Below are 21552 nucleotides of genomic sequence, written 5' to 3' on the forward strand. Positions count from 1 at the left end.
TCCGGCGGGTTACCCGCGCCGCTGCCGCGCGGCGGTGAGGGTGTTCTGCAACAGGCAGGCGATGGTCATCGGCCCGACGCCGCCGGGGACAGGGGTGATCGCGCCCGCGACCGCGCGCGCCTCGGCGAAGGCGACATCGCCCACAAGGCGGGTCTTGCCGCCTCCCGCATCAGGATTGGGTACCCGGTTGATGCCGACGTCGATGACGATGGCGCCGGGCCTGATCCAGTCGCCACGCACCATTTCAGGGCGCCCCACCGCCGCGACGAGGAGATCGGCGCGCCGGCAGATCGCGGGAAGATCGCGGCTGCGCGAATGGGCAATGGTCACGGTGCAGTTCTCCGCCAGCAGCAATTGCGCCACCGGCTTGCCGACGATGTTGGAGCGGCCCACCACCACGGCTTCCATCCCGGAAAGATCGGCCTGCGCGCTCTTGGCAAGCATCACGCAGCCCAGCGGCGTGCAGGGCACGAGCCCGGGCAATCCGGTGGCGAGGCGCCCGGCATTGACCGGGTGAAACCCGTCCACATCCTTGTCCGGATCGATCGCCGCAATCACCTTCTGCGCGTCGATATGATCGGGCAGGGGCAATTGCACGAGGATTCCGTCAACCGCGTCATCGGCATTGAGCCGTGCGACCAGGGCCAGCAGATCGGTCTCCGGCGTGTCTGCGCTCAGACGGTGCTCGAAGGAGGCCATGCCGATCTCGCGGGTCTGCTTTGCCTTGTTGCGCACATAGACCTGGCTGGCGGCATCCTCTCCGACCAGCACCACGGCGAGGCCCGGGGTGAGCCCGGTGCCGGCAATGCTCTCAACCTCGCCGGCAAGGCGGCTGCGCAGATCGGCGGCGACGGCCTTGCCGTCGATGATGGTGGCGCTCATCACGATGATCCTTGATACGATGCATTGCGGGCAAGGGGCTCGCATCGTGCGAGCAGGGTTGCAAGCATTTCTGCAAGCATTTCTGCAAGCATTTCTGCGAGCCTTTGCGGATCGCCTCCCAGATGCAGGCTCTTGAGCCGTGCACTCGCCCCGGTGATGAGGCTGATCCGGGCGGGTGCGATGCCCAGCGCCCCGGCGATCAGTGCGATCACGGCCTTGTTGGCCTCGCCGTCCCGGGCTTTCGCGCGCACGGTCACGGCGAGCGCCTCGCGCCCGTCACCGATATCCTGAACGCCCCGGATCGCAGCCTGCCTGGCGCCGGGCGTGACGCGCAGATTGAGGCTGATCCCGTCTTCGCGCTCCCTCCAGGCGGGGCGCGCAGGTGAGGGCGCCCCGGTCATGATCAGAAGGCGATCGGATAGAGGTAGCGGATGATGACCTGCTGCAGGAAGAAGATGCCGAGCAGCAGGATGATCGGCGAGAGATCAATCCCGCCCAGATCCGGCATGATCCGCCTGATGCGTGACAGGGCCGGTTCGGTCACCCGGTGGAGGAAATCGAAGATCATGCGCACGAAATCGTTGCGCGTGTTGATCACGCCGAAAGCCACGAGCCAGCTCATGATCACCATGGCGATGACGAGCCAGGTATAGATCCGCAGGGCCAGCATGATGACGTCGAGAACAGCGAGCATGAGGCGCGTCCAGTCTGGAGAAAGCGATTCGGTCAGGCAGGGCGTGCAGGCCCCCCACAGGGTTTAGCGCCCCGCGCCGCCGCCGACAACCATGGCGGCGACAGCCGGGCGCTCAGGGGCGACGCACGAAGCCGAGAATGTCGCGCACGTCGTTCATGGTCTTCGAGGCGATCGCCTCGGCCCGACCGGCGCCGTCAGCGAGGATTGCGTCGATATGGCCGGGATCGGCGGTCAGCCGGCGCATCTCGCCGGCGATCGGAGCGAGCGTCTCCACGGCGAGATCGACCAGCGCGCCCTTGAAGGTGGAAAATTGCGCGCCGCCGAATTCGTCGAGCACGCTCTGGCGCGGCATGTCGCGGAGCGCCGCAAAGATGCCGACGAGGTTATCCGCCTCCGGGCGCCCTTCGAGACCTTCGAGCGCGCCCGGCAGCGGCTCGGGATCGGTCTTGGCCTTGCGCACCTTCTGGGCGATGGTGTCGGCATTGTCGGTCAGATTGATGCGCGAGTAATCGGAGGGGTCCGATTTCGACATTTTCTTCGTGCCGTCGCGCAGGCTCATGATCCGCGTCGCCGGGCCCTGGATCAGCGGTTCCGGCTGCGGGAAATATTCCGCGCCATGGCCGAGCTCGGCGATCATCTCCGCCCAGTCATTGTTGAATTTCTGGGCGATGTCGCGCGAGAGTTCGAGATGCTGCTTCTGGTCGTCGCCCACGGGGACATGGGTGGCGCGGTAGACGAGGATATCGGCGGCCATCAGGGTCGGATAGGCGAACAGCCCCACCGAGGCGTTCTCGCGATCCTTGCCGGCCTTCTCCTTGAACTGCGTCATGCGGCTGAGCCAGCCCATCCGCGCCACGCAGTTGAACACCCAGGCGAGCTCGGCATGCTGGGGCACCTGCGACTGGTTGAAGACGATGTTCTTCTTCGGATCGATGCCGGCGGCGATGAAGGCGGCCGTGACCTCGCGGATCTGGTCCTTGAGCAGCCGCGGATCCTGCGGCACGGTGATGGCGTGCAGATCGACCACGCAATAGATGCAGGAATAATTCTCCTGCATGGTGACGAAACGGCTGATCGCACCGAGATAATTCCCCAGATGCAGATTGCCCGTCGGCTGCACACCGGAAAACACCAATTCCTCAAAACCGGCCATCGACATACCCCTTTCGCGCCGACCCAAACGCGCGCATAGCGGGATTATGGCAAGCCGCGACGGGATGCAAGGGCCGGCGGGCCACACCGGGCTTGCGTCATGCCGCCCTGTGTGATCGGCGCAACCTGCGCCGGGGATCATGGCGCCCGAGCGTGCCCGTCAGCATCGCGAGCAGGCCGTAGACCGGGATTGCCGCGAGGCAGAAGGCGATCAGGACCGGGAGGCTGGTCAGCGGCAGGAATGCATCCGCGCCGAGCACGAAGAGCGCGAAGGCGGTGTTGGCGGCGATCAGGCGCGCAAGCCGCCAGCGGATCAGCGCCGTATGGCGGGGCCGCCTGTGCGGATCCCGGTCGCGCGCGACGCGATGCAGTGCGAGCCATTGCCCGGCAAAGGCGCAGGCGATGCCCAGTCCGAGCCCGGTTGCCCCCGCGAGGTTCGCGCCAAGCGCGCAGGCGGCCAGGGCGAGGGCGAAACTCGCCAGAGCGACAAGGGCGGGCGCGCGCATGCGCTGGCGGGCGAAGAGGATCTGCTCGTTGATCCGGGTCAGTACCGCGAAGGGCAGGCCGCAGGCGAGGCCGGCGAGCAACCCCGCCGTGGCGCGCGCATCCGCCGCGTCGAAGGCGCCGCGCGCGAACAAGGCCGTGGTGATCGGCTGCGCCAGCAGGACGAGGCCGATCGCGGCAGGAAGCGCGAGCAGCAGCGCGTCGAAGCGGGCGCGGCGCGCGAGGGTGCGAAAGCCGCTCTGCATGCCGGTTGCGGCCTGATATGCGAGCCGGGGCAGCAGCACGATCCCCGCCAGCGCGGCAATGAGACCGAGCGGCAGCAGGAAGACGCGTTCGGCATAATGCAGGAAGGCCAATGCGCCGGGCATGGTCGAGGCAGCGGGCATGGCGGCGAGCAGGAGGAGTTGGGAGCCCGCAGCGGCGATCAGGGCCGGGAACGCGAGCCGCACGAGCCGGCGCTGATCGGCATCGAAAGCCGGTCGGCTCAGGCGGACCGCGCCAGGCAGCCGGCGCAGGGCGCGGGCGAGGAGGGCGAGCTGCATCAGGCTGCCGAGGCTCATCGTCGCCGCGAGCGCGAAGGCCATATGCTTTGGTGTCGGGGCGAGACCGAGCAACGGCGCGGCCAGAAGCGCGATCATGGCCAGATTGACGACGAGCGGGCTCAGGCTGATCGCGAGAAAGCGGCCATGGGCCGTGAGCACCGCACCGATCAGAGCCGACAGCGTCATCACCGCGATTGCCGGCAGGGCCAGCCGCGTGGCGGTGACGGCGATGTCGCGGGCGGGGTCATCGGAGGCGAATCCGCCGGCGAGCAGCGCGAGCAGGGCGCCGGCGGCGAGGGTGGCGAGGGCGCTCAGGGCGATGATCACAAGCCCGATCGTGGTCAGCGCCCGCCCGGCGAATCCCGCCGCAGCCGCGGCCCCGCCGGTCCCGGCGATCTGCGCGTGCAGTGGCACGAAACCGGCATTGACCGCCCCTTCCGAGACCATCCGCCGGGCGAGATTGGGCAGGCGCAGGGCGATCGCAAGCGTCTCCGCCGCCGGACCGGCCCCGAGCACGGCGGCGATCATCACGTCGCGGACGAAGCCGAGAATGCGGGAGAAGGCGGCGGCGCCGGCGACGATGAGGCCGGATCGGACAGGGCCCTTCGCGCCCGGATCGCCTGCAGATTTGTCCCGCGCCGGGTCTTGCCGCGCCGGGTCTTGCCGCGTTGGATCTTGCCGCGTTGGATCTTGCGGCGCCGGATCCTGCGGCGACTGCGTCGTCACGGCCTCACGCGACCGCCGGACTGCTGGTCCCGTCTCCGTCCCTGTCGGCGTCGCCGGTCGCGGGTTGTGCCGCATCATCGGCGAGCGTCAGAATCGGTTCGGCGCAATGGCGTCCCTGGAGATAATCGACGCCCCATTCCGCAAGCATGGCGGCGGTCTCCTCGTCCTCGACCCATTCGGCCACGACACGCATGTCCAGATTGCGCGCGAGATCGACGAGGGTGCGCACGAAGAAGCGGTCATCGGGGGAGCGCGGCAGGTTCTGCACGAAGGCCCCGTCGATCTTGAGAATGTCGACGGGGAAGCTGCGAAGATGGCGGAAGGAGGTGTGGCCGGCGCCGAAATCGTCGATGGCGATGCGAACGCCCTTCTGCTTCATCATTTCGAGCTGCATGCGCGTGCGTTCGGGATCGCGGACCGCGCTCGTCTCGGTAATCTCGATGATCAGCCGCGCGGCCACGCCCGGATGCAGGGCGAGATGACCATCCAGCGCGCTGATCCAGTCGGGGCGCTCCAGGGTCGACGGGGAGAGATTGACGGAGAGATGGTCCTCCGGATGCTTCGCGAGCCAGCTTGTGGCCAGTTCGAGCATGCGCGCATCGAGCAGATCCATCAGCCCCGCGCGCTCGACTGCGGGCATGATCTCGCCACCGGCCAGAAGCGGCATGTCCGGGCGGGTGAGCCTGGCCAGCGCCTCGCAGAACACCGTCTTGCGGGTGCGCGCATCGACCACCGGCTGGCGGGCGAAGACGAGCCGGCGCTCGTTGAGCGCATCGATCACCGCATTGGCCGAAAGCTGCGCCTCGCGCCGCAGACGGGCTTCGCAGCGCAGATCATGCACGACGAGCGTTTCATGCGGCTGGATGCGTGCACGCGCCAGCGCATCTTCCGCGCGGCGCATCAGCGAGGCGGCATCGCGGGCGTGATCGGGGGCACAGGCCGCGCCGATGCGCAGGCTGACGGGGAAGACGCCGCCCTGCGTCGCGACGGGGGTCTTCTCGACCGCATCGCGCAGCCGCTGCGCGGCAATCGGAGCCTGGCCGAGAGAGCACGACATCATTGCCACGGCGAAGCGGTTGCTGGCGTAGCGGGTGATCTTGTCGCGGCTGCGCAGCACCCGGCGGATGCGTGTCGCGACCTCGTCGATCACCGCATCACCGCCATCGAAGCCGAGCTCGTCGTTGATCCGCTCGAGATTGTCGATCGCGGCGATCATGATGGTGACGCGCTTTTGCGAACTCGCAGTGGCGAGCACGTCGGCGCCGATGAAATCGACGAAGGCGCCGCGATCACCCAGCCGCATCTGCGTCGCATCGCCGGGCTCGACGCGCAGCACACCGTGGACCCGCGCCGGTGTGCCGCCCGGCCCGGCATACCAGCGACCGGAATCCTCGACGGCGACCCGGCGTCCATCCGGGAGGCGAAGGTTGTAACGTGTCCTGAAGGGAATCCCCGCGCCGGTATCAGTCTCCCGGGCGAGGCTGATCGTCTCGTTGCGGTTGATGCCGCTGCCCGGCTCGGCCATCAGCGCGAAGGCGCCACCGGTGGCGATGCTCTGCGGATCGGCGATGCCGAGCACGTCACAGGCATTGGCGCTCCATGCGAGCGCGTCGGTCTCCACGTTCCAGTCATAGATGACTTCCCCGATGGAGGTGAGCACGGCGCGCGGATCGAGAGCCGTTTCCGGCGGTCTGGCATCCGACATCGAGGCCCGTCCTTTCCCATCCCGTTACGGCTTGAACCGACGCGGTGACGCCCATGCCATTGCCCGGATGCGGTGCACCAGAACGGCACAGGGCAATGCCCGCCGTGCGCGAACCATCTTCCGAAGCAAGCGCCTGCAGGTGACAATTCGTCCTGAAATGATGCATAAACCAAGGTTAACAGGCGGTTAAAACTGGCCGCAGAATTGCACGTAATGGTGATCATGCGTCCGGGAGTTTCGCTGCATGCATAACGAACCATTGATGCAAACCGCTGCCGCGCATCGCGCGAATCGCAATTCCGCGAGCCGTGCGGTCGTGCCCGTCACGGCCACCACGCGCACGCATAACGAGGGGGATGAGCGCACGCGGCACGAACGGGCATCGTTCCGGGCGATGCCCCGGCAGGCTGGGGCCTCGGCGGGTTTCGTCACGCAGCTGATCGCCTGTGCCGGCAACCTGCCTGCTTATCGGGCCCGGCGCCGGGCCGAGCCGGAGGAGGCCGCGCGTTGTTATGCGGGCGCATCGGCGCATCCGGTGCAGGGGCGCGGCATCGCCGTGTGAGCCCGTCCACAATTCGCTGCGGTCGAAAAATCCGCAGCGCCCCCTTGCGGTAAGGGCGCAATTCGGGGAGTAAGGACGACGCGCCGTCAACGCGAGCCGGAGAACAGCCATGACCATGCCCTACCGACGAATCCTCGTGAAACTGTCGGGAGAGGCGTTGCAGGCACCGGACGGGTTCTGGCTCGATGCGCAGGTCCTCACCCGGCTTTCCCAGGATATAGCCCGCGCCACGGCGGCGGGATTCGAGATCGCTCTGGTGATCGGCGGCGGCAACATCATCCGTGGCGCGCGCATGAGCGCCGCCGGCTGGATCGACCGTCCCACGGCGGATTCCATGGGCATGCTCGCCACGGTGATGAATTCGCTCGCGCTCGAGACCGCGCTGAACGCCAACGGCGTCTCGGCGCGTACCATGTCGGCGGTGTCGATGCCGACGATCTGCGAAACCTATGCGCGCCAGCCGGCCCTGCATTATCTCGAAAAAGGCCAGGTCGTGGTGCTGGCGGGCGGTACCGGCAATCCCTTTTTCACCACCGACACCTCCGCCGTGCTGCGCGCTGCGGAACTGCGTTGTGACGCGGTGCTCAAGGCGACGCAGGTGGATGGGGTCTATTCCGCCGATCCCAAGGCGCACGCGGATGCGAAGCGTTACGACAGGCTTACCCATGACGAGGCGATCGCCCGTGATCTGAAGGTGATGGATACCGCTGCTTTTGCGCTCGCCCGCGACGGCAAGTTGCCGATCATCGTCGGTTCGCTGCACGCGCCGTCCTCGATCGCGGCGATTCTGGAGCGAGAAGCACCCTCGACGGTGGTGGCGCCCTGATATAAACAGCATCGGGCCGTATCCCGACAATTGCACGACAGGACAACGACAATGGCTGCGGAATTCGATCTCGACGACATCAAGCGCCGTATGCGTGGCGCGGTGAATTCATTGAAGAGCGATCTGGCGGGGCTGCGCACCGGGCGCGCCTCCACGAACCTGCTCGACCCGATCACGGTCGATGCCTATGGCGCCGCCATGCCGATCAACCAGGTCGCGACGGTCAGCGTGCCCGAGCCGCGCCTGCTCTCGGTCCAGGTCTGGGATCGCAGCATGGTGGCCTCCGTCGAGAAGGCGATCCGCGAGAGCGATCTCGGTCTCAATCCGCAGACCGAGGGCCAGGTCATCCGCCTGCGCATTCCCGAGATGAACGAGCAGCGCCGCAAGGAAATGGTCAAGGTCGCGCACAAATATGCCGAAGAGGCGCGTGTGGCCGTCAGGCATGTGCGTCGCGACGGGCTTGATACGCTGAAGAAGCTGGAAAAAGACGGCGATATCAGCCAGGACGACGAGAAGCGTCAGGCCGATCAGGTCCAGAAGGCGACGGATGAACACGTCTCCGAGGTCGACTCGGTCGTCGCGGCCAAGGAAAAGGAAATCATGCAGGTCTGATCGGGGATCGGACCTGCATCCGGGCATGCGCCGGTCAGCCGGCGCCAAGCGGAGACAGGGCTTCATGCCGGAGGATCACAGCGCCGCAGCCGCCGCACGGGTCAGCGGCGTGCCGCAGACCGACATCCGGGGCGGGTATCCGCTTTCCCGCCTGCCGCGTCACGTCGCCGTGATCATGGATGGCAACGGTCGCTGGGCATCGCGGCGCGGCCTGCCGCGTGCCGAGGGGCATCGCCAGGGCGTCGAGGCGGTGCGGCGCTGTGTGCGCGCCGCAACGCAGGCCGGGATCGGTTATCTCACGCTCTATGCCTTTTCCGCCGAGAACTGGCGCCGTCCGCCGACCGAAATCTCCATCCTGATGAGCCTCCTGAAGCGCTATATCCGCAGCGACCTCGACACGTTGCATGAAGCGGGCGTCCGGATCCGGATCATCGGCGAACGTGAAGGCCTTTCCCGCGACATTCTTGCGCTGCTGGAGGAGGTCGAGGCGCGCACGCGCGACAATACCGGTCTCAACCTCGTTGTGGCCTTCAATTACGGCGGGCGTCAGGAGATCCTGCGGGCCGCCCGGCGTCTGGCCTCGGAGGTCGCGGCCGGCAGGCTCGATCCTGCCGCCATCGACGAGACGCGCTTCGCCGATGCCCTCGACACGGCCGGTATGCCCGATCCGGATCTGGTGATTCGCACCTCGGGCGAACAGCGCGTCTCGAACTTCCTGCCCTGGCAATCGGCCTATGCCGAATATGTCTTCCTGCCCGATCTCTGGCCCGATTTCGACGAGGCGGTTCTCGCCCGGGCACTGGCGGAATACGCCCGGCGCGAGCGGCGTTTCGGCGGGCTCGGCCATGTCGCGGAGGGCTCCGCCACCGATGATGGCGCCCGCTATCGTGAGGCGAGCCGATGAACGGCCCCGGCGAAAGCGGCAAGGCGCGCGGCTTCCTGCGCTCGGAGACTGGTATCCGGCTCATCTCGGCCGTCGTGATGATCGCGCTGGCGCTGGGCACGACCTGGTTCGGCGGGGTCGTCTTCGCCCTGCTCTGGCTGGCGGCGGGATCGGCGGTTCTGTTCGAATGGATCGCCATGGTCTGGATCGTCCGTCGCATCCCCAGCGTCGTGGCCGGCGCGCTGGCCTATACGGCCTTCGTGCTGGCGCATCTCACCGACTGGCCGGGGATCGTGCTGGCGGCGATCGCGCTGACCGGTGGCGCGCTCGTCGTGATGATCAGCATGACGTGGCGCGACCGGATCTGGGCCGGCGCGGGCTATGCCGTCGGTTTCGTGGTGGTGGCGGTCCCGATCATTGTGCGATCCGATCCGGCGCTCGGCGCGCTCGCAATCATATGGATCTTCGCCGTGGTCTGGGGCACGGATATCGCGGCCTATTTCACCGGGCGCGCGCTGGGCGGGCCGAAGCTCTGGCCCCGGCTGAGCCCGAAGAAGACCTGGGCGGGATTCTTCGGCGGGCTGGCCTGTGCCATGCTGGCGGGTTTTCTGCTGGGGCTCGCCGCCCGGATTGCGGGTCAGGCGCCGCCGCTCGATCTCTGGGCGCTGACCCTGCTCTCGGGGCTCGCATCGGTGATCGGACAGGGGGGGGACCTGGCCGAATCGGCGCTCAAGCGGCATTTCGACGTCAAGGATTCCGGCAGTCTCATCCCGGGCCATGGCGGCGTGATGGATCGGCTCGATGCGTTCTTCGCCGTCTGTCTGCTGGTCGGCCTGATGCTGCTGGGGCTGTCGCCCTTCGGGATCGGCGCCGGATGAGGCCCGATGTACGAGCCCGACGCTGACGGAGAAGAGCGAGGCGATGACACGCAAACTCATCCTGCTCGGTGCGACCGGCTCGATCGGTCGATCGGCCCGCGACGTGATCGCCCGTCACCGCGACGCCTTCACGGTCACCGCGGTGGTGGGGGGCTCGGACGCGCCGGCGCTGGCCGCAGCCGCCCGCGAGACCGGCGCACGCTATGCCGCGCTCGCCGACGGCGCCGCCCTGCCGGCCCTGCGTGAGGCGCTTGCGGGCAGCGGCATCGCCTGCGGTGCGGGGGAGGGGGCCGTCATGGAGGCGGTTGCGTACGAGGCCGATCTCGTGCTGGCAGCCATAGCGGGGACGGCGGGTCTGCGCCCGACTGCGGCGGCGATCCGTCCGGGGCGCGCTATCGCGCTGGCCAACAAGGAAAGCCTCGTGAGTGCGGGCGCCGCCTTCATGCAGGCTGCTTCGCGGGCCGGGGTGGCGGTGCTGCCGGTCGATTCAGAGCATAACGCCCTGGCCCAGGCTCTGGGCAACGGCGCGCTGGACGACGTCAGCGCGATGACGCTGACCGCGTCGGGCGGGCCGTTCCGGACATGGTCGCGCGAGGCCATCGCCGCCGCCGGGCCGCAGGAGGCGTCGAAGCATCCCAACTGGTCGATGGGGGCCAAGGTCACGATCGATTCGGCGACGCTCATGAACAAGGGCCTCGAACTGATCGAGGCCCATCATCTTTTCGGGCTGGAGGCCGCGCGGCTCGACGTGCTCGTGCACCCGCAATCGATCGTGCACGGGCTGGTGAGCTGGCGCGACGGTGCGGTGACGGCGGGGCTGGCGGCGCCGGATATGCGCGTGCCCATCGCCCATGCGCTGGCACCGCCGGGGATGCGGCTCGACACCGCGCTGCCACGCCTTGATCTGGCCGCGATTGCGGCGTTGAGCTTCGAGAAGCCGGATCTGGAGCGGTTTCCCTGTCTCGGGCTCGCCATGGCGGCTCTGGCGGATGGCGGCGCGCATCCCACCATCCTCAATGCGGCCAACGAGATCGCAGTCGCCGCCTTCATTGCCGGTCGGCTGGATTTTTATGGTATCGCGGTAAGTGTCGAGAAGGTTTGTTCGCGTATGGTGGCTTCAGAGCGCGAGGCGCCCGATAATGTCGAGACGGCTCTGGCCATCGATGAACGCGCCCGCGCACTGACGCGCGAAGTTCTGGGCATGTAGCGCAGATTTGGGCCGGATCCGGTGCGGATGCGGCGAAATGGAGGCGGGTGATGGAAATTTTCGGTCTGGTGGTCGGTTCGGTCTGGGATCTCGTCTTCGGCTATCTGATTCCCTTCATCTTCGTGCTTGCCATCGTGATCTTCGTCCATGAGATGGGTCATTTTCTCGTCGGGCGCTGGTGCGGTGTGGGTGTCGACGCGTTCTCGATCGGCTTCGGGCCGGAAATGTTCGGCTGGACCGACCGGCAGGGAACGCGCTGGAAGGTCTCCGTCATTCCGCTGGGCGGCTACGTCAAGTTCACCGGCGATCTCAATGTCTCCAGTGCGCCGGATCCCGATGAACTCTCGCAGATGGACGAGGCGACCCGTTCCCGCAGCTTTCATCACAAATCCGTTGGTCGACGCGCCATGATCGTGGCGGCGGGGCCGGCGGCGAATTTCATCCTCGCGATCCTGATCTTTGCCGGGCTGGCCTATTTCAACGGCAAACAGGTGCTTGAACCGCGCGTCGAAGCGGTGGTGGAAGGCAGCGCGGCGGAGGCTGCGGGTTTTGAGCCCAATGATCTGATTTTGTCGATCGACGGGCGCGAGGTGGTCGGCTTCTCTGATCTGCAGCGCATCGTGAGTTCCTCGGCCGGCGATGATCTCGTCTTCGAGGTCGAGCGGGACGGAGAGATCGAGACCCTCCTCGTCACGCCGGTGCGCACCGAGCAGGAGACGGCTTTCGGGCGCCATCGCATCGGCATGATCGGGCTGCAGGCGGTCAACGATCCGCAGGCCGTGCGCCATGTCACGTACGGCCCGCTGCAGTCGCTCGGTCACGGAGTCTCGGAGACCTATTTCGTCATCGACCGGACGGTCGACTATCTCGGCAAGCTCGTGACGGGCCGCGAATCGGCGGATCAGCTCTCCGGGCCGATCCGCATCGCGAAAGTCTCGGGGGACGTCGCCACCCTCGGCGGCATTCTCGGGCTGGTGAGCCTCACGGCATTGCTTTCCGTCTCGATCGGCTTCATCAATCTCTTCCCCGTGCCGATGCTCGATGGCGGGCATTTGCTGTTTTATGCGATCGAGGCAGCGCGTGGGCGCCCGCTCAGTGATCAGGCGCAGGAAATCGGCTTCCGGATCGGTCTGGCGCTGGTTCTGATGCTCATGCTCTTCGTCACCTGGAATGATATCATTAACCTCAGCGCCTGAAAGATTGCGGCCCCATCGTGACACGAAGGCCACGCCGGGGGAAAATTCTGCCGGGTGGGACATTCGGCGTTTGCAATGGCGCCGAGTTTCGGTAGAAGCGGAGTGTAGACCAAGCGGGTCGGCATGCATGTGCGTGTCCGGCTTCGGGGCAAAACCCGCGACAAACCAGAATGAGACGGGCCAGTACATGTCGAGCAAGAACGCGCGCCGCAGCGTGACGGCGAAACGGACGACGGTAGCACTCGCCATGGCGATGGCAGCCTTCGGCGTCTCCGAGGCTTTCGCGCAGCAGGTGGTCGTCGAGGGCAATCGCCGCGTCGATACCGACACGATCCGGTCCTATGTGGTCGGGTCGAGCCCGGACGAAGCGCGGCGGAATCTGGTCGAGACGGGTTTGTTCAGTGATGTCCGTGTCTCCCGCCAGGGCGGATCGCTCGTGGTGCGGGTCGCCGAGAACCAGGTGATCAACCGGGTTGCCTTCGAGGGCAATCGTCGCCTGCGCAGTGAGGCGCTGCTGCCGGAGATGCAGACGCGCTCCAACCGTCCCTACAACCCCGCAACCGTCGACGAGGATGTGCGCCGCATCCGCGAACTGTACCGCCGCTCGGGCCGTGCGCTCGCCGAAGTCACGCCGCGTACCGTCGAGCTCGAAAACGGGCGCATCGACGTCGTATTCACCATCGACGAGGGTGCGCGCACCAATATTCGTGCGATCGATTTCGTGGGGAATGATTCGGTTTCGAGCCGGCGTCTGCGTGATGCGATGAGCTCCGAGGTCAGCAGCATCTTCACGTTGCTGAGCACGACCGATGTCTATGATCCTGATCGACTCGCGGCCGATCTCGAATCCGTACGCCGCTATTACATGCGCCGCGGCTATGCGGACATGCAGGTCGTCGGCAGCGATGTGGTCTTTGATGCGGATCGCAAGGGTTATGTCATCACCATCACGGTCGATGAGGGGCAGCGCTACCGCGTCGGGGACGTCAGCGTCGATTCGCGTATTCCCGACGTGTCCGAGGAAGAATTGCGCCAGCGCGTTGCGACCGGCACCGGGGGTATCTACGATTCCACCGAAGTGGAGCGGACGCTCGTCGACATGACCACTGCCGTTGCGCAGCGTGGCTATGCCTTTGCGCAGGTGCGCCCTGTCGGTGTCCGTAATGAAGCGGAAGGCACGGTCGATCTCACCTATGTGGTCGAGGAGGGGCCGCGCGTCTACATCGAGCGGATCAATATCCGCGGCAATACGCGCACCCGCGACAACGTCATCCGCCGCGAACTCGATCTTGGTGAGGGTGACCCCTACAACAAGGTCCTGCTCGACCGGGCCGAGCGCCGTCTGCGGAACCTGGGTTTCTTCGAGGATGTGCGGATTACCAACGAGCCGAGCATGTCGCCGGATCGTGTGGTGATCAACATCGAGGTCGAAGACAAGGCCACGGGGTCGTTCAGTGTCGGCGGCGGCTATTCGACGGCTGACGGCTTCCTCGGCGAAGTGTCTCTCTCCGAAGACAATTTCCTCGGTCGCGGCCAGGCCGTGCGGATTTCCGGTGGTTTCGGACAGCGCTCACAGAGCTACGACTTCTCCTTCACGGAGCCCTATTTCCTGGGGTACCGTTTATCTGCGGGGATTGACCTGTTCTCGCGCTATAATGAAGAGCGGACATTCGCGCGCTACGAGAATCGCACGGAAGGCGGCACGATCCGGTTCGGCATTCCGATCACGGAAGAGTTCACGATCGCGCCAAAGTATTCGCTTTTCCAACAACGGCTCACAATTCCGGACGGCTTCCGCAACAATGCGTCTCCGGCGCTGCTCGAATCCGAGGGGCGGCGCACCACCTCCCTCGTGGGCGTGTCCTTCATCTATAATTCCATTGATGACATGAACGAGCCGACCAATGGCTGGCTCGTGGAGGTCACTCCGGAGATTGCGGGGCTTGGTGGCGATGCGCGTTACTTCCGGGTGACCGGCGATGCGCGCTACTATCATGAATTGACGGAAGGCGTTGTCGGGATTGCACGCGCCCAGGCCGGCCATATCTCCAGCTTTGGCAGTCGCAACCTGCGCATGAACGACCATTTCTTCAAGGGTGCGGATCTGGTGCGTGGCTTCGAATCGGGTGGCATTGGCCCCCGCGATGCCGATCCGACGCGCAATACCGGCCTCGGCGGCACCACGTATTTCGGTGGTTCACTGGAGGTGCAATTCGAAATTCCGCTGCTGCCGCGCGCCATCGGGATCAAGGGGGCCGTCTTTGCCGATGCGGGCACCCTGTTCGATTATGACGGCATGCGCAGTTTTGATGGGCAGGCGTTCGACGTTCGTAACTCGCGCAGCATTCGCTCCTCGGTCGGTGCCGGTCTGATCTGGCGCTCACCGCTCGGGCCGATCCGCTTCGATTACGCGATCGCCACATCGAAAGCCTCCGGCGACCGCACGCAGGCCTTCCGCTTCTCCGGTGGTACGAGCTTCTGATGTGGGCTGCGCTTCGGCGGGCTTGCCTCGCCGTAGCGTAATGCGCATAAACAGCCATGGCCGATCCCGTTTTCTTTCCTGCCGCTTCGGCGATCTCGCTGGCCGAGATCGCCGAAATCGCATCAATACCCGTTCCAGAGGGTCTGGAACCGGCGCGCCGATTCCATCGGGCCGCGCCCCTCGAGCAGGCCGGGCCCGATGCGGTCGCCTATATGGACAATCCGCGTTATGTCGCAGCGCTGGCGACGAGCCGGGCAGGCTGTCTCCTGGTTGCACGGAAATTCGCCTCCGCCATTCCCGACGGCGCGGCAGCGTTCATACTGGACAAGCCCTATCCCGTCTTCGCTGCCGTTCTGGCCCATCTCTACCCGGAAGCGATGCGCCCCGGCAGTCTGTTCGAGACACCCGGTATCGCACCCGGCAGCGTCGTGCATCCCGACGCGCAACTGGAGAGTGGCGTGCGTGTCGATCCCGGCGCGGTGATCGGGCCGCATGCCGAGATTGGTGCCGGAACCATCATTGCCGCGAATGCCGTGATTGGTCCCCATGTGAAGATCGGACGCGACTGCAGTATCGGTGCCAATACCAGCGTGATACATGCCCTCATCGGTAATCGGGTCATCCTCCATGCTGGCGTGCGCGTCGGACAGGACGGTTTCGGCTTCGCCATGGGGGCGGGCGGTCATAGCAAGGTCCCCCAGGTTGGCCGGGTGATCATCCAGGATGACGTCGAGATCGGCGCGAATTCCGCGATCGATCGCGGCGCAAGCCGTGACACGGTGATCGGCGAGGGCACCAAGATCGACAATCTGGTCCAGATCGCCCACAATGTGATCATCGGTCGTCATTGCGTGATCGTTGCGCAAACCGGGATTGCCGGCTCAACCACGCTGGAGGATTACGTCGTCCTCGGCGGACAGGTCGCCATTATCGGCCATGTCACCATCGGGACGGGCGCGCAGATCGCAGCCTCGAGCAATGTCAATTCAGATGTGCCGCCCGGCGCGCGCTGGGGCGGTACGCCCGCCAAGCCGATGCGCGAGTGGTTCCGTGAAATGACCACGCTCAAGGTACTCGCTGCGCGCAAGCAGCATGGCGATGAAAGCGCAGCCGGTGCACGCAAAACACTTGCATCGGGCGCCGATTCGGCCAAAGACGACACGCCGCCCGATAACGGTGCGGCGTCTTGAGGGGGCGGGTGCCCACCGGGCATGGAGGAGCGTTGGGCATGTCGGATATGCCGAAAACCTTGATGACAGCGGATATCATGCAGATCATGACCTATCTGCCCCATCGGTATCCGTTTCTGCTGGTCGACAAGATCATCGAGATCGACGCGGATCTCTCCTGCATCGGCATCAAGAATGTCACCATCAATGAACCACAATTCACCGGTCACTTTCCAACGCGCCCGATCTTTCCCGGTGTGCTCCTGATCGAGGGCATGGCGCAGACAGCCGGGGCGATCTGCGTTGCCAGTCGTTTTGGTGATGCTGAGGCGCCGAAGGAGGTCTATTTCATGACGATCGACAAGGCGAAGTTCCGCAAACCTGTCGTCCCGGGCGATGTGGTTGAGTTCCACATGCAACGCACGGCGCAGAGGCGCACAATGTGGTGGTATCACGGCGAGGCGAAGGTCGACGGCCAGATCGTGGCCGAGGCTGATCTCAGTGCCATGCTGGTTTTCCCGAAATAGATGAATTGCAAGTCAAACCGCAAATTGGCCTGATCGAAACAATGAGGCAGCACAATCCGGCATGAGTGAAACCGTCATCCACCCGACCGCCATCATCGAGGACGGCGCCGAAATCGGCCCCGGCTGCCGGATCGGCCCCTTCTGTCTCGTTGGTCCCCAGGTGAAACTCGGTGCCGGCTGCGAACTGCTCAGCCATGTCGTCGTCACGGGTGATACGACAATCGGCGCCCGCACGCGCATCTTTCCCTTCGCCGCGATCGGGCACCCGCCGCAGGATCTGAAATACAACGGCGAGCCGACCCGGGTGGTGATCGGCGAGGAATGCATCATCCGCGAGAGCGTGACCGTGCATCCCGGCACCAGGGCGGGCGATTTCCTGACCACCGTGGGCGATCGCTGCTTCATTCTGGCCTATGCCCATGTCGCGCATGATTGCCGCATCGGCAACAATGTCGTCCTGTCGAACACGGTGATGCTCGCCGGCCATTGCATCATCGGCGATTATGCCATTCTCGGCGGCGGCGTCGGCGTGCATCAATTCGTGCGCATCGGCCATCACGCCTTCATCGGCGGCATGTCGGCCATCGAGAAGGACGTCATCCCCTACGGCATGGCGGTCGGCAACCGTGCTTTCCTGGCGGGTCTCAACATCGTCGGCCTGCGCCGGCGCGGCTTCTCGCGCGACAGCATACACGAATTGCGCCGCGCCTACCGCCTGCTCTTCGCCAATGAAGGCACGCTGAAGGAGCGCATGGAGGATGTCGCGACCGATCACCCGGACCATGTCACCGTCGGCGAAATTCTCGCTTTCATCCGCGCCGGCGGGGATCGCTCGGTCCTGACGCCGCGTGAAACCGGCATCTGAGATGGGCGCTCCGGCCACGGCATCAGGGCCGGTCGCGATCCTCGCCGGCGGCGGGGCCTTGCCGCATATCCTGCTCGAGGCGCTGGTGCGTACACAGCGTCCTCACCGCCTGCTCGCCCTGCGCGGGTTCGCCGATCGCAGCCTGCGCCGGCAGGCCGATGCGGTGATCGATCTTCTCGACATTTCCGGCGCGATCGGCTGGCTGGCGCGCTGGCAGCCGGAGGCGGTGGTGCTCGCCGGCGCCGTCACGCGCCCGCATCCCGCCGCCTTTCTCGGTGCGCTCGCGGCCTATCGCAACAGCGCCGAACTCAGGCAGTTGCTGGCGCGCGGCGACGATCATCTCTTGCGGGCGGTGATCGGGATGATCGAGGAGCATGGCCACCGCGTCATCGGCGCCCATGAAATCGCCCCGGACCTGCTGGTGCCGGTCGGGCCGCTCGGCGCCGTCCCGGTTCCGGATATGGCCCTGGCCCCGGTGCGCACCGGATTTCGCTGTCTGACCGATCTCTCACCCTATGATATCGGCCAGGGACTGGTCGTCTGCGGTGAGCGCGTCACCGCGATCGAGGGGGCGGAGGGGACCGACCGGATGCTCGCGCGCGTCGCCGGGCTGTCGCGCGGCTACCTGCTGCGGCGCCGGCGCGATGCCGGGATTCTGGTCAAATCGGCCAAGACCGGGCAGGAGCGGCGGGTCGATCTGCCGGCGGTGGGGCCACGCACGGTCGTGCGGGCCGCGGCAGCCGGGATCACCGGGATTGCCGTCGGCGCCGGTCAGACCCTCGTCGTCGAGCGCGAGAAGATGATCGCGCAAGCCGACCGGCGCGGCCTGTTCCTCGCCGCCTTCGATCCGCAGGAGATGGCGCAATCATGAGCGAAGACGCGACACGGCCCCTGTGCATCTACCTGGTCGCCGGTGAGGAATCGGGCGATCAGCTCGGGGCCGAGCTGATGCGGGCGCTGCGCCGCACGCAGCCTGATCGGGAATTTGTCTTCTTCGGCCTCGGTGGCGCGCGCATGCAGCGCGAGGGGCTGACATCGCTGTTCGCGATGGAGGAAATCTCGGTGATGGGGCTTGTGCCGGTCATCGCGAAGCTGCCCGGTATCGTCGCACGGGCCTATCGCGTCATCGCCGATATCGTCGCGCACGATCCCGATGCGCTGGTGATCATCGACAGCCCGGATTTCACCCAGCCGATCGCGAAACGCGTGCACAAGCGTGCGCCGCAGATCCCCATCATCAACTACGTCTCGCCCTCGGTCTGGGCCTGGCGACCGGGCCGCGCACGGAAAATGCGGGGCTATATCGATCATGTTCTCGCGCTCAAACCTTTCGAACCTGCCGCGCATGAGCGTCTGGGCGGGCCGCCCTGCAGCTATGTCGGACACCCGCTGATCGAGCGCCGCGATGCGCTGCAGCCGGCCGAGGGAGAACGCCGTCCGCTCGGTGACGGCCCGCTGGAATTGCTCGTTCTACCCGGCAGCCGACGTTCGGAATTGCGGCGTCTGGCCGAGCCCTTCGCCGGTGCGCTCGCGCGTTTTTGCGAGAGCTGGGAAGGCGAGATCAATCTGACTCTGCCGGCCATCGCGCATCTTGCCCCGGAGATCACCCAGATCACGCGTAACTGGCCGATCGTGCCGCAGATCGTGCAGGGCGAGGAGGCGAAATGCGCCGCCTTCCGCAGGGGGCAGGCCGCGCTGGCCGCATCGGGCACCGTGACCCTCGAACTCGCGCTCTCGGGCGTGCCGATGGTCGTGGCCTACAAGGTCTCGCGGCTGGAAGAGCAATTGAAGCATCTCATCAAGGTCGACAGCATCGTCCTGGCCAACCTGATCCTCGGCGAGAACGTGATCCCGGAATTCATCCAGGCCGATTGCGCGCCCGGTCCGCTGGCTGATGCTTTGCGGGCGATCGTCACCCCGGGCCCTGCCCGCGATGCGCAACTGGCAGGCTTCGCGCGGCTCGATGCAGCCATGGATATCGGCGACGAGGCGCCCAGTGATCGGGCTGCCCGGCTGGTGCGCGAGACGATGGCGGCGCGCGGGCGCCTGCCCGCCGGTTGATGGCGTTGCGGCCCTTGCACGGGCAGCACAGTTCTGTCATAAGCTGCGGCTCTCACTGATCCGTCCGGCTGATCAAGGGCTGCCGTGTCGGATCGTCTGCTCGAACAGCAAACATGTCGGCGAGCGGAAGCGGGGTGCACCCGTTGCTTCCACGCGCCTCAGGAGAATGAGCGAAATGCCCAAGTTGAAGACCAAAGCCAGCGCGAAGAAGCGCTTCAAACTCTCCGGTACCGGCAAGGTGATCCGTACCCAGGCCGGCAAGCAGCACGGAATGATCAAGCGGACGAAGAAGCAGATCCGCGACCAGCGCGGTACTGCGGTCATGTTCGAGGGCGATGCCCGCAACGTGCGCAAGTATTTCCTGCCCAATTCCCGCTGATCATCACGACACGCTATACGGAGAACCATCATGGCTCGCGTCAAGAGGGGCGTTACCGCCCACGCCAAGCACAAGAAGGTCCTGAAACTCGCCAAGGGTTTCTACGGCCGCCGCAAGAACACGATCCGCACGGCCAAGGCCGCCGTGGATCGCTCCATGCAATACGCCTATCGCGACCGCAAGGCGAAGAAGCGCACCTTCCGCGCCCTGTGGATCCAGCGCCTGAACGCCGCCGTGCGTGAACACGGCCTGACCTATTCGCGATTTATCGACGGCCTCAACAAGGCTGGCATCACGGTCGATCGCAAGGTCCTGTCCGACCTCGCCATCCACGAGCCGGCGGCCTTCACCGCCCTCGTCGATCAGGCGAAGGCGGCGCTGCCGGCGCAGCAGGCCGCGTAAGGCGTATCTACCGCTCATGACCCATGCGAAAGCGTTTCGCATGGGTCCGCCCAGCCCTGTGAGGCCATTTCCGGCGGCGGCGTCGATTTTTTCGGCGCTTTGCGCGTCGTGGCGTGGTTTCGGGCTTGACGGTCCCCGCGCCGCGCGCTTGATCTCCCGGCGTATCATCAGAGGGACCGATGACCGATCTCAAACAGCTCGAAGGCGATCTGCTCGCCCGTATCGCCGAGGCCGAGGACGAGGCGGCGCTTGAACGGCTGCGCGTTGCCGCGCTCGGCAAGAAAGGCACGATCTCCGATCTGCTCAAGTCGCTCGGCGGCATGACGCCGGAAGAGCGCAAGACGCAAGGCGCCGTGATCAATGGCTTGCGCGACAAAGTCCAGCAGGCGATCAATGCCCGCCGCGAGGCACTCGCCGCCGCAGCGCTCGAAACACGCCTCACCGCCGAGCGGGTCGATGTCACCCTGCCGGTGCGCGAGGGGCCCGAGACGCGCGGGCGCATCCACCCGATCAGCCAGGTCATCGACGAACTGACCGCGATCTTCGCCGATATGGGCTTTTCCGTAGCGGAAGGCCCCGATATCGAGACGGATTACCTGAATTTCACCGCGCTCAATTTCCCCGAGGGCCATCCCGCGCGGGAGATGCACGATACCTTCTTCATGCAGCCGGACGCGACCGGCGCGCGCAAGCTGTTGCGCACCCATACCAGCCCGGTCCAGATCCGCACCATGACGGCGCAAAATCCGCCGATCCGCGTGATCATTCCCGGGCGCACCTATCGTCACGATTCCGACCAGACCCACACCCCGATGTTCCATCAGGTGGAGGGGCTGGTGATCGACAAGAAAGCCCATATCGGCCACATGAAATGGGTGCTGCAGGAATTCTGCAAGGCCTTCTTCGAGGTGGACGAGGTCAAGATGCGCTTCCGCCCCTCGTTCTTCCCCTTCACCGAGCCCTCCGCCGAGGTCGATATCCAGTGCTCGCGCAAGGGCGGCGAGATCCGCTTCGGCGAGGGCGAGGACTGGCTCGAGATTCTCGGCTGCGGCATGGTGCATCCCAACGTGCTGCGCAATTGCGGGCTCGACCCGGATGAATATCAGGGCTTCGCCTGGGGGCTCGGCATCGACCGCATCGCCATGCTGAAATACGGCATGCCGGATCTGCGCCCGTTCTTCGAGGCCGATATCCGCTGGCTGCAGCATTACGGCTTCCGCCCCCTCGACCTGCCGACACTGGCGGGGGGATTGTCGTCGTGAATCGCGCTTGCGCCATTAGCCCACTCCTCTCGGGGG

General features: G+C 65.8%; 22 protein-coding genes. 16 read left to right on the forward strand and 6 right to left on the reverse strand.

What is annotated here, in order from left to right; all coding sequences use genetic code 11:
- Positions 1 to 9 precede the first annotated feature (9 nt).
- The 6 genes from folD to GA0071312_RS06930 all read right to left on the reverse strand — a co-directional run bounded on the left by folD (position 10) and on the right by GA0071312_RS06930 (position 6205).
- Positions 10 to 882: a bifunctional methylenetetrahydrofolate dehydrogenase/methenyltetrahydrofolate cyclohydrolase FolD gene (gene folD, locus GA0071312_RS06905; protein WP_238947146.1), complete on the reverse strand. Its 873-nt coding sequence runs from the start codon at positions 880 to 882 to the stop codon at positions 10 to 12.
- Positions 882 to 1283, reverse strand: a complete 402-nt coding sequence (locus tag GA0071312_RS06910) for a DUF167 family protein (protein ID WP_074444352.1) — start codon at positions 1281 to 1283, stop codon at positions 882 to 884. The genes folD and GA0071312_RS06910 overlap by 1 nt, the downstream gene beginning before the upstream one ends.
- A gap of 2 nt (positions 1284 to 1285) precedes the next feature.
- Positions 1286 to 1576, reverse strand: a complete 291-nt coding sequence (locus GA0071312_RS06915) for a YggT family protein (protein WP_074444353.1) — start codon at positions 1574 to 1576, stop codon at positions 1286 to 1288.
- Positions 1577 to 1688: 112 nt separating this feature from the next.
- On the reverse strand, positions 1689 to 2729 hold the full coding sequence (trpS, locus tag GA0071312_RS06920; RefSeq protein ID WP_074445975.1) for a tryptophan--tRNA ligase: 1041 nt from the start codon (positions 2727 to 2729) through the stop codon (positions 1689 to 1691).
- A 97-nt stretch (positions 2730 to 2826) separates the two neighbouring features.
- Positions 2827 to 4500 carry a murein biosynthesis integral membrane protein MurJ gene (gene murJ, locus GA0071312_RS06925; protein WP_165603979.1) on the reverse strand — a complete coding sequence of 558 codons (1674 nt, stop codon included), beginning with the start codon at positions 4498 to 4500 and terminating at the stop codon, positions 2827 to 2829.
- A 4-nt stretch (positions 4501 to 4504) separates the two neighbouring features.
- Complete coding sequence (locus GA0071312_RS06930; RefSeq protein WP_074444355.1) at positions 4505 to 6205, reverse strand: bifunctional diguanylate cyclase/phosphodiesterase; 1701 nt, start codon at positions 6203 to 6205, stop codon at positions 4505 to 4507.
- Between the two features lie 262 nt (positions 6206 to 6467).
- Here GA0071312_RS06930 and GA0071312_RS19925 point away from each other — a divergent pair, with 262 nt between their 5' ends.
- The 16 genes from GA0071312_RS19925 to pheS all read left to right on the forward strand — a co-directional run bounded on the left by GA0071312_RS19925 (position 6468) and on the right by pheS (position 21516).
- The gene (locus tag GA0071312_RS19925) at positions 6468 to 6767 is read left to right on the forward strand and encodes a hypothetical protein (RefSeq protein ID WP_165603980.1); all 300 of its coding nucleotides are present in this window, start codon (positions 6468 to 6470) and stop codon (positions 6765 to 6767) included.
- A gap of 109 nt (positions 6768 to 6876) precedes the next feature.
- The gene (gene pyrH / locus GA0071312_RS06940) at positions 6877 to 7593 is read left to right on the forward strand and encodes a UMP kinase (RefSeq protein ID WP_074444357.1); all 717 of its coding nucleotides are present in this window, start codon (positions 6877 to 6879) and stop codon (positions 7591 to 7593) included.
- 51 nt (positions 7594 to 7644) lie between these two features.
- A complete protein-coding gene (gene frr, locus GA0071312_RS06945) occupies positions 7645 to 8205 on the forward strand; it encodes a ribosome recycling factor (RefSeq protein WP_074444358.1) in 561 nt (186 codons plus the stop codon).
- 64 nt (positions 8206 to 8269) lie between these two features.
- Positions 8270 to 9109: an isoprenyl transferase gene (locus GA0071312_RS06950; RefSeq protein ID WP_083204656.1), complete on the forward strand. Its 840-nt coding sequence runs from the start codon at positions 8270 to 8272 to the stop codon at positions 9107 to 9109.
- Complete coding sequence (locus tag GA0071312_RS06955; RefSeq protein WP_074444359.1) at positions 9106 to 9966, forward strand: phosphatidate cytidylyltransferase; 861 nt, start codon at positions 9106 to 9108, stop codon at positions 9964 to 9966. The genes GA0071312_RS06950 and GA0071312_RS06955 overlap by 4 nt, the downstream gene beginning before the upstream one ends.
- 43 nt (positions 9967 to 10009) lie before the next feature.
- Positions 10010 to 11173 (forward strand): 1-deoxy-D-xylulose-5-phosphate reductoisomerase, encoded by a 1164-nt coding sequence (gene dxr / locus GA0071312_RS06960; RefSeq protein WP_074444360.1) that lies wholly within the window; start codon positions 10010 to 10012, stop codon positions 11171 to 11173.
- A gap of 50 nt (positions 11174 to 11223) precedes the next feature.
- Positions 11224 to 12369, forward strand: a complete 1146-nt coding sequence (gene rseP / locus GA0071312_RS06965; protein WP_074444361.1) for an RIP metalloprotease RseP — start codon at positions 11224 to 11226, stop codon at positions 12367 to 12369.
- Positions 12370 to 12556: 187 nt separating this feature from the next.
- The gene (gene bamA, locus GA0071312_RS06970; protein WP_074444362.1) at positions 12557 to 14851 is read left to right on the forward strand and encodes an outer membrane protein assembly factor BamA; all 2295 of its coding nucleotides are present in this window, start codon (positions 12557 to 12559) and stop codon (positions 14849 to 14851) included.
- Between the two features lie 56 nt (positions 14852 to 14907).
- A complete protein-coding gene (lpxD, locus tag GA0071312_RS06975) occupies positions 14908 to 16041 on the forward strand; it encodes a UDP-3-O-(3-hydroxymyristoyl)glucosamine N-acyltransferase (RefSeq protein ID WP_074444363.1) in 1134 nt (377 codons plus the stop codon).
- A gap of 47 nt (positions 16042 to 16088) precedes the next feature.
- On the forward strand, positions 16089 to 16547 hold the full coding sequence (gene fabZ / locus GA0071312_RS06980; protein ID WP_420819966.1) for a 3-hydroxyacyl-ACP dehydratase FabZ: 459 nt from the start codon (positions 16089 to 16091) through the stop codon (positions 16545 to 16547).
- A 61-nt stretch (positions 16548 to 16608) separates the two neighbouring features.
- Positions 16609 to 17412: an acyl-ACP--UDP-N-acetylglucosamine O-acyltransferase gene (gene lpxA, locus GA0071312_RS06985; RefSeq protein ID WP_074444365.1), complete on the forward strand. Its 804-nt coding sequence runs from the start codon at positions 16609 to 16611 to the stop codon at positions 17410 to 17412.
- A gap of 1 nt (position 17413) precedes the next feature.
- The gene (locus tag GA0071312_RS06990) at positions 17414 to 18283 is read left to right on the forward strand and encodes an LpxI family protein (protein ID WP_074444366.1); all 870 of its coding nucleotides are present in this window, start codon (positions 17414 to 17416) and stop codon (positions 18281 to 18283) included.
- On the forward strand, positions 18280 to 19473 hold the full coding sequence (gene lpxB, locus GA0071312_RS06995; protein WP_074444367.1) for a lipid-A-disaccharide synthase: 1194 nt from the start codon (positions 18280 to 18282) through the stop codon (positions 19471 to 19473). Before GA0071312_RS06990 ends, lpxB begins: the two co-directional genes overlap by 4 nt.
- Before the next feature lie 175 nt (positions 19474 to 19648).
- Complete coding sequence (rpmI, locus tag GA0071312_RS07000; RefSeq protein WP_074445976.1) at positions 19649 to 19852, forward strand: 50S ribosomal protein L35; 204 nt, start codon at positions 19649 to 19651, stop codon at positions 19850 to 19852.
- A gap of 30 nt (positions 19853 to 19882) precedes the next feature.
- Positions 19883 to 20254 (forward strand): 50S ribosomal protein L20, encoded by a 372-nt coding sequence (gene rplT / locus GA0071312_RS07005; RefSeq protein WP_074444368.1) that lies wholly within the window; start codon positions 19883 to 19885, stop codon positions 20252 to 20254.
- Between the two features lie 179 nt (positions 20255 to 20433).
- A complete protein-coding gene (gene pheS, locus GA0071312_RS07010) occupies positions 20434 to 21516 on the forward strand; it encodes a phenylalanine--tRNA ligase subunit alpha (protein ID WP_074444369.1) in 1083 nt (360 codons plus the stop codon).
- The last annotated feature ends 36 nt before the right edge of the window (positions 21517 to 21552 follow it).

It is taken from the genome of Saliniramus fredricksonii, from assembly GCF_900094735.1.
Lineage (GTDB): Bacteria > Pseudomonadota > Alphaproteobacteria > Rhizobiales > Beijerinckiaceae > Saliniramus > Saliniramus fredricksonii.

What these genes read in the sequence shown, in the direction of transcription:
- lpxD (WP_074444363.1), top strand. Translation starts at nt 14,908, where the DNA reads ATGGCCGATCCCGTTTTCTTTCCTGCCGCTTCGGCGATCTCGCTGGCC.
- frr (WP_074444358.1), top strand. Translation starts at nt 7,645, where the DNA reads ATGGCTGCGGAATTCGATCTCGACGACATCAAGCGCCGTATGCGTGGC.
- GA0071312_RS06950 (WP_083204656.1), top strand. Translation starts at nt 8,270, where the DNA reads ATGCCGGAGGATCACAGCGCCGCAGCCGCCGCACGGGTCAGCGGCGTG.
- GA0071312_RS06955 (WP_074444359.1), top strand. Translation starts at nt 9,106, where the DNA reads ATGAACGGCCCCGGCGAAAGCGGCAAGGCGCGCGGCTTCCTGCGCTCG.
- trpS (WP_074445975.1), bottom strand. Translation starts at nt 2,729, where the DNA reads ATGGCCGGTTTTGAGGAATTGGTGTTTTCCGGTGTGCAGCCGACGGGC.
- lpxB (WP_074444367.1), top strand. Translation starts at nt 18,280, where the DNA reads ATGAGCGAAGACGCGACACGGCCCCTGTGCATCTACCTGGTCGCCGGT.
- bamA (WP_074444362.1), top strand. Translation starts at nt 12,557, where the DNA reads ATGTCGAGCAAGAACGCGCGCCGCAGCGTGACGGCGAAACGGACGACG.
- pheS (WP_074444369.1), top strand. Translation starts at nt 20,434, where the DNA reads ATGACCGATCTCAAACAGCTCGAAGGCGATCTGCTCGCCCGTATCGCC.
- pyrH (WP_074444357.1), top strand. Translation starts at nt 6,877, where the DNA reads ATGACCATGCCCTACCGACGAATCCTCGTGAAACTGTCGGGAGAGGCG.
- rseP (WP_074444361.1), top strand. Translation starts at nt 11,224, where the DNA reads ATGGAAATTTTCGGTCTGGTGGTCGGTTCGGTCTGGGATCTCGTCTTC.
- GA0071312_RS06990 (WP_074444366.1), top strand. Translation starts at nt 17,414, where the DNA reads ATGGGCGCTCCGGCCACGGCATCAGGGCCGGTCGCGATCCTCGCCGGC.
- dxr (WP_074444360.1), top strand. Translation starts at nt 10,010, where the DNA reads ATGACACGCAAACTCATCCTGCTCGGTGCGACCGGCTCGATCGGTCGA.
- GA0071312_RS06915 (WP_074444353.1), bottom strand. Translation starts at nt 1,576, where the DNA reads ATGCTCGCTGTTCTCGACGTCATCATGCTGGCCCTGCGGATCTATACC.
- GA0071312_RS19925 (WP_165603980.1), top strand. Translation starts at nt 6,468, where the DNA reads ATGCAAACCGCTGCCGCGCATCGCGCGAATCGCAATTCCGCGAGCCGT.
- lpxA (WP_074444365.1), top strand. Translation starts at nt 16,609, where the DNA reads ATGAGTGAAACCGTCATCCACCCGACCGCCATCATCGAGGACGGCGCC.
- rpmI (WP_074445976.1), top strand. Translation starts at nt 19,649, where the DNA reads ATGCCCAAGTTGAAGACCAAAGCCAGCGCGAAGAAGCGCTTCAAACTC.
- GA0071312_RS06910 (WP_074444352.1), bottom strand. Translation starts at nt 1,283, where the DNA reads ATGACCGGGGCGCCCTCACCTGCGCGCCCCGCCTGGAGGGAGCGCGAA.
- rplT (WP_074444368.1), top strand. Translation starts at nt 19,883, where the DNA reads ATGGCTCGCGTCAAGAGGGGCGTTACCGCCCACGCCAAGCACAAGAAG.
- folD (WP_238947146.1), bottom strand. Translation starts at nt 882, where the DNA reads ATGAGCGCCACCATCATCGACGGCAAGGCCGTCGCCGCCGATCTGCGC.
- GA0071312_RS06930 (WP_074444355.1), bottom strand. Translation starts at nt 6,205, where the DNA reads ATGTCGGATGCCAGACCGCCGGAAACGGCTCTCGATCCGCGCGCCGTG.
- fabZ (WP_420819966.1), top strand. Translation starts at nt 16,089, where the DNA reads ATGCCGAAAACCTTGATGACAGCGGATATCATGCAGATCATGACCTAT.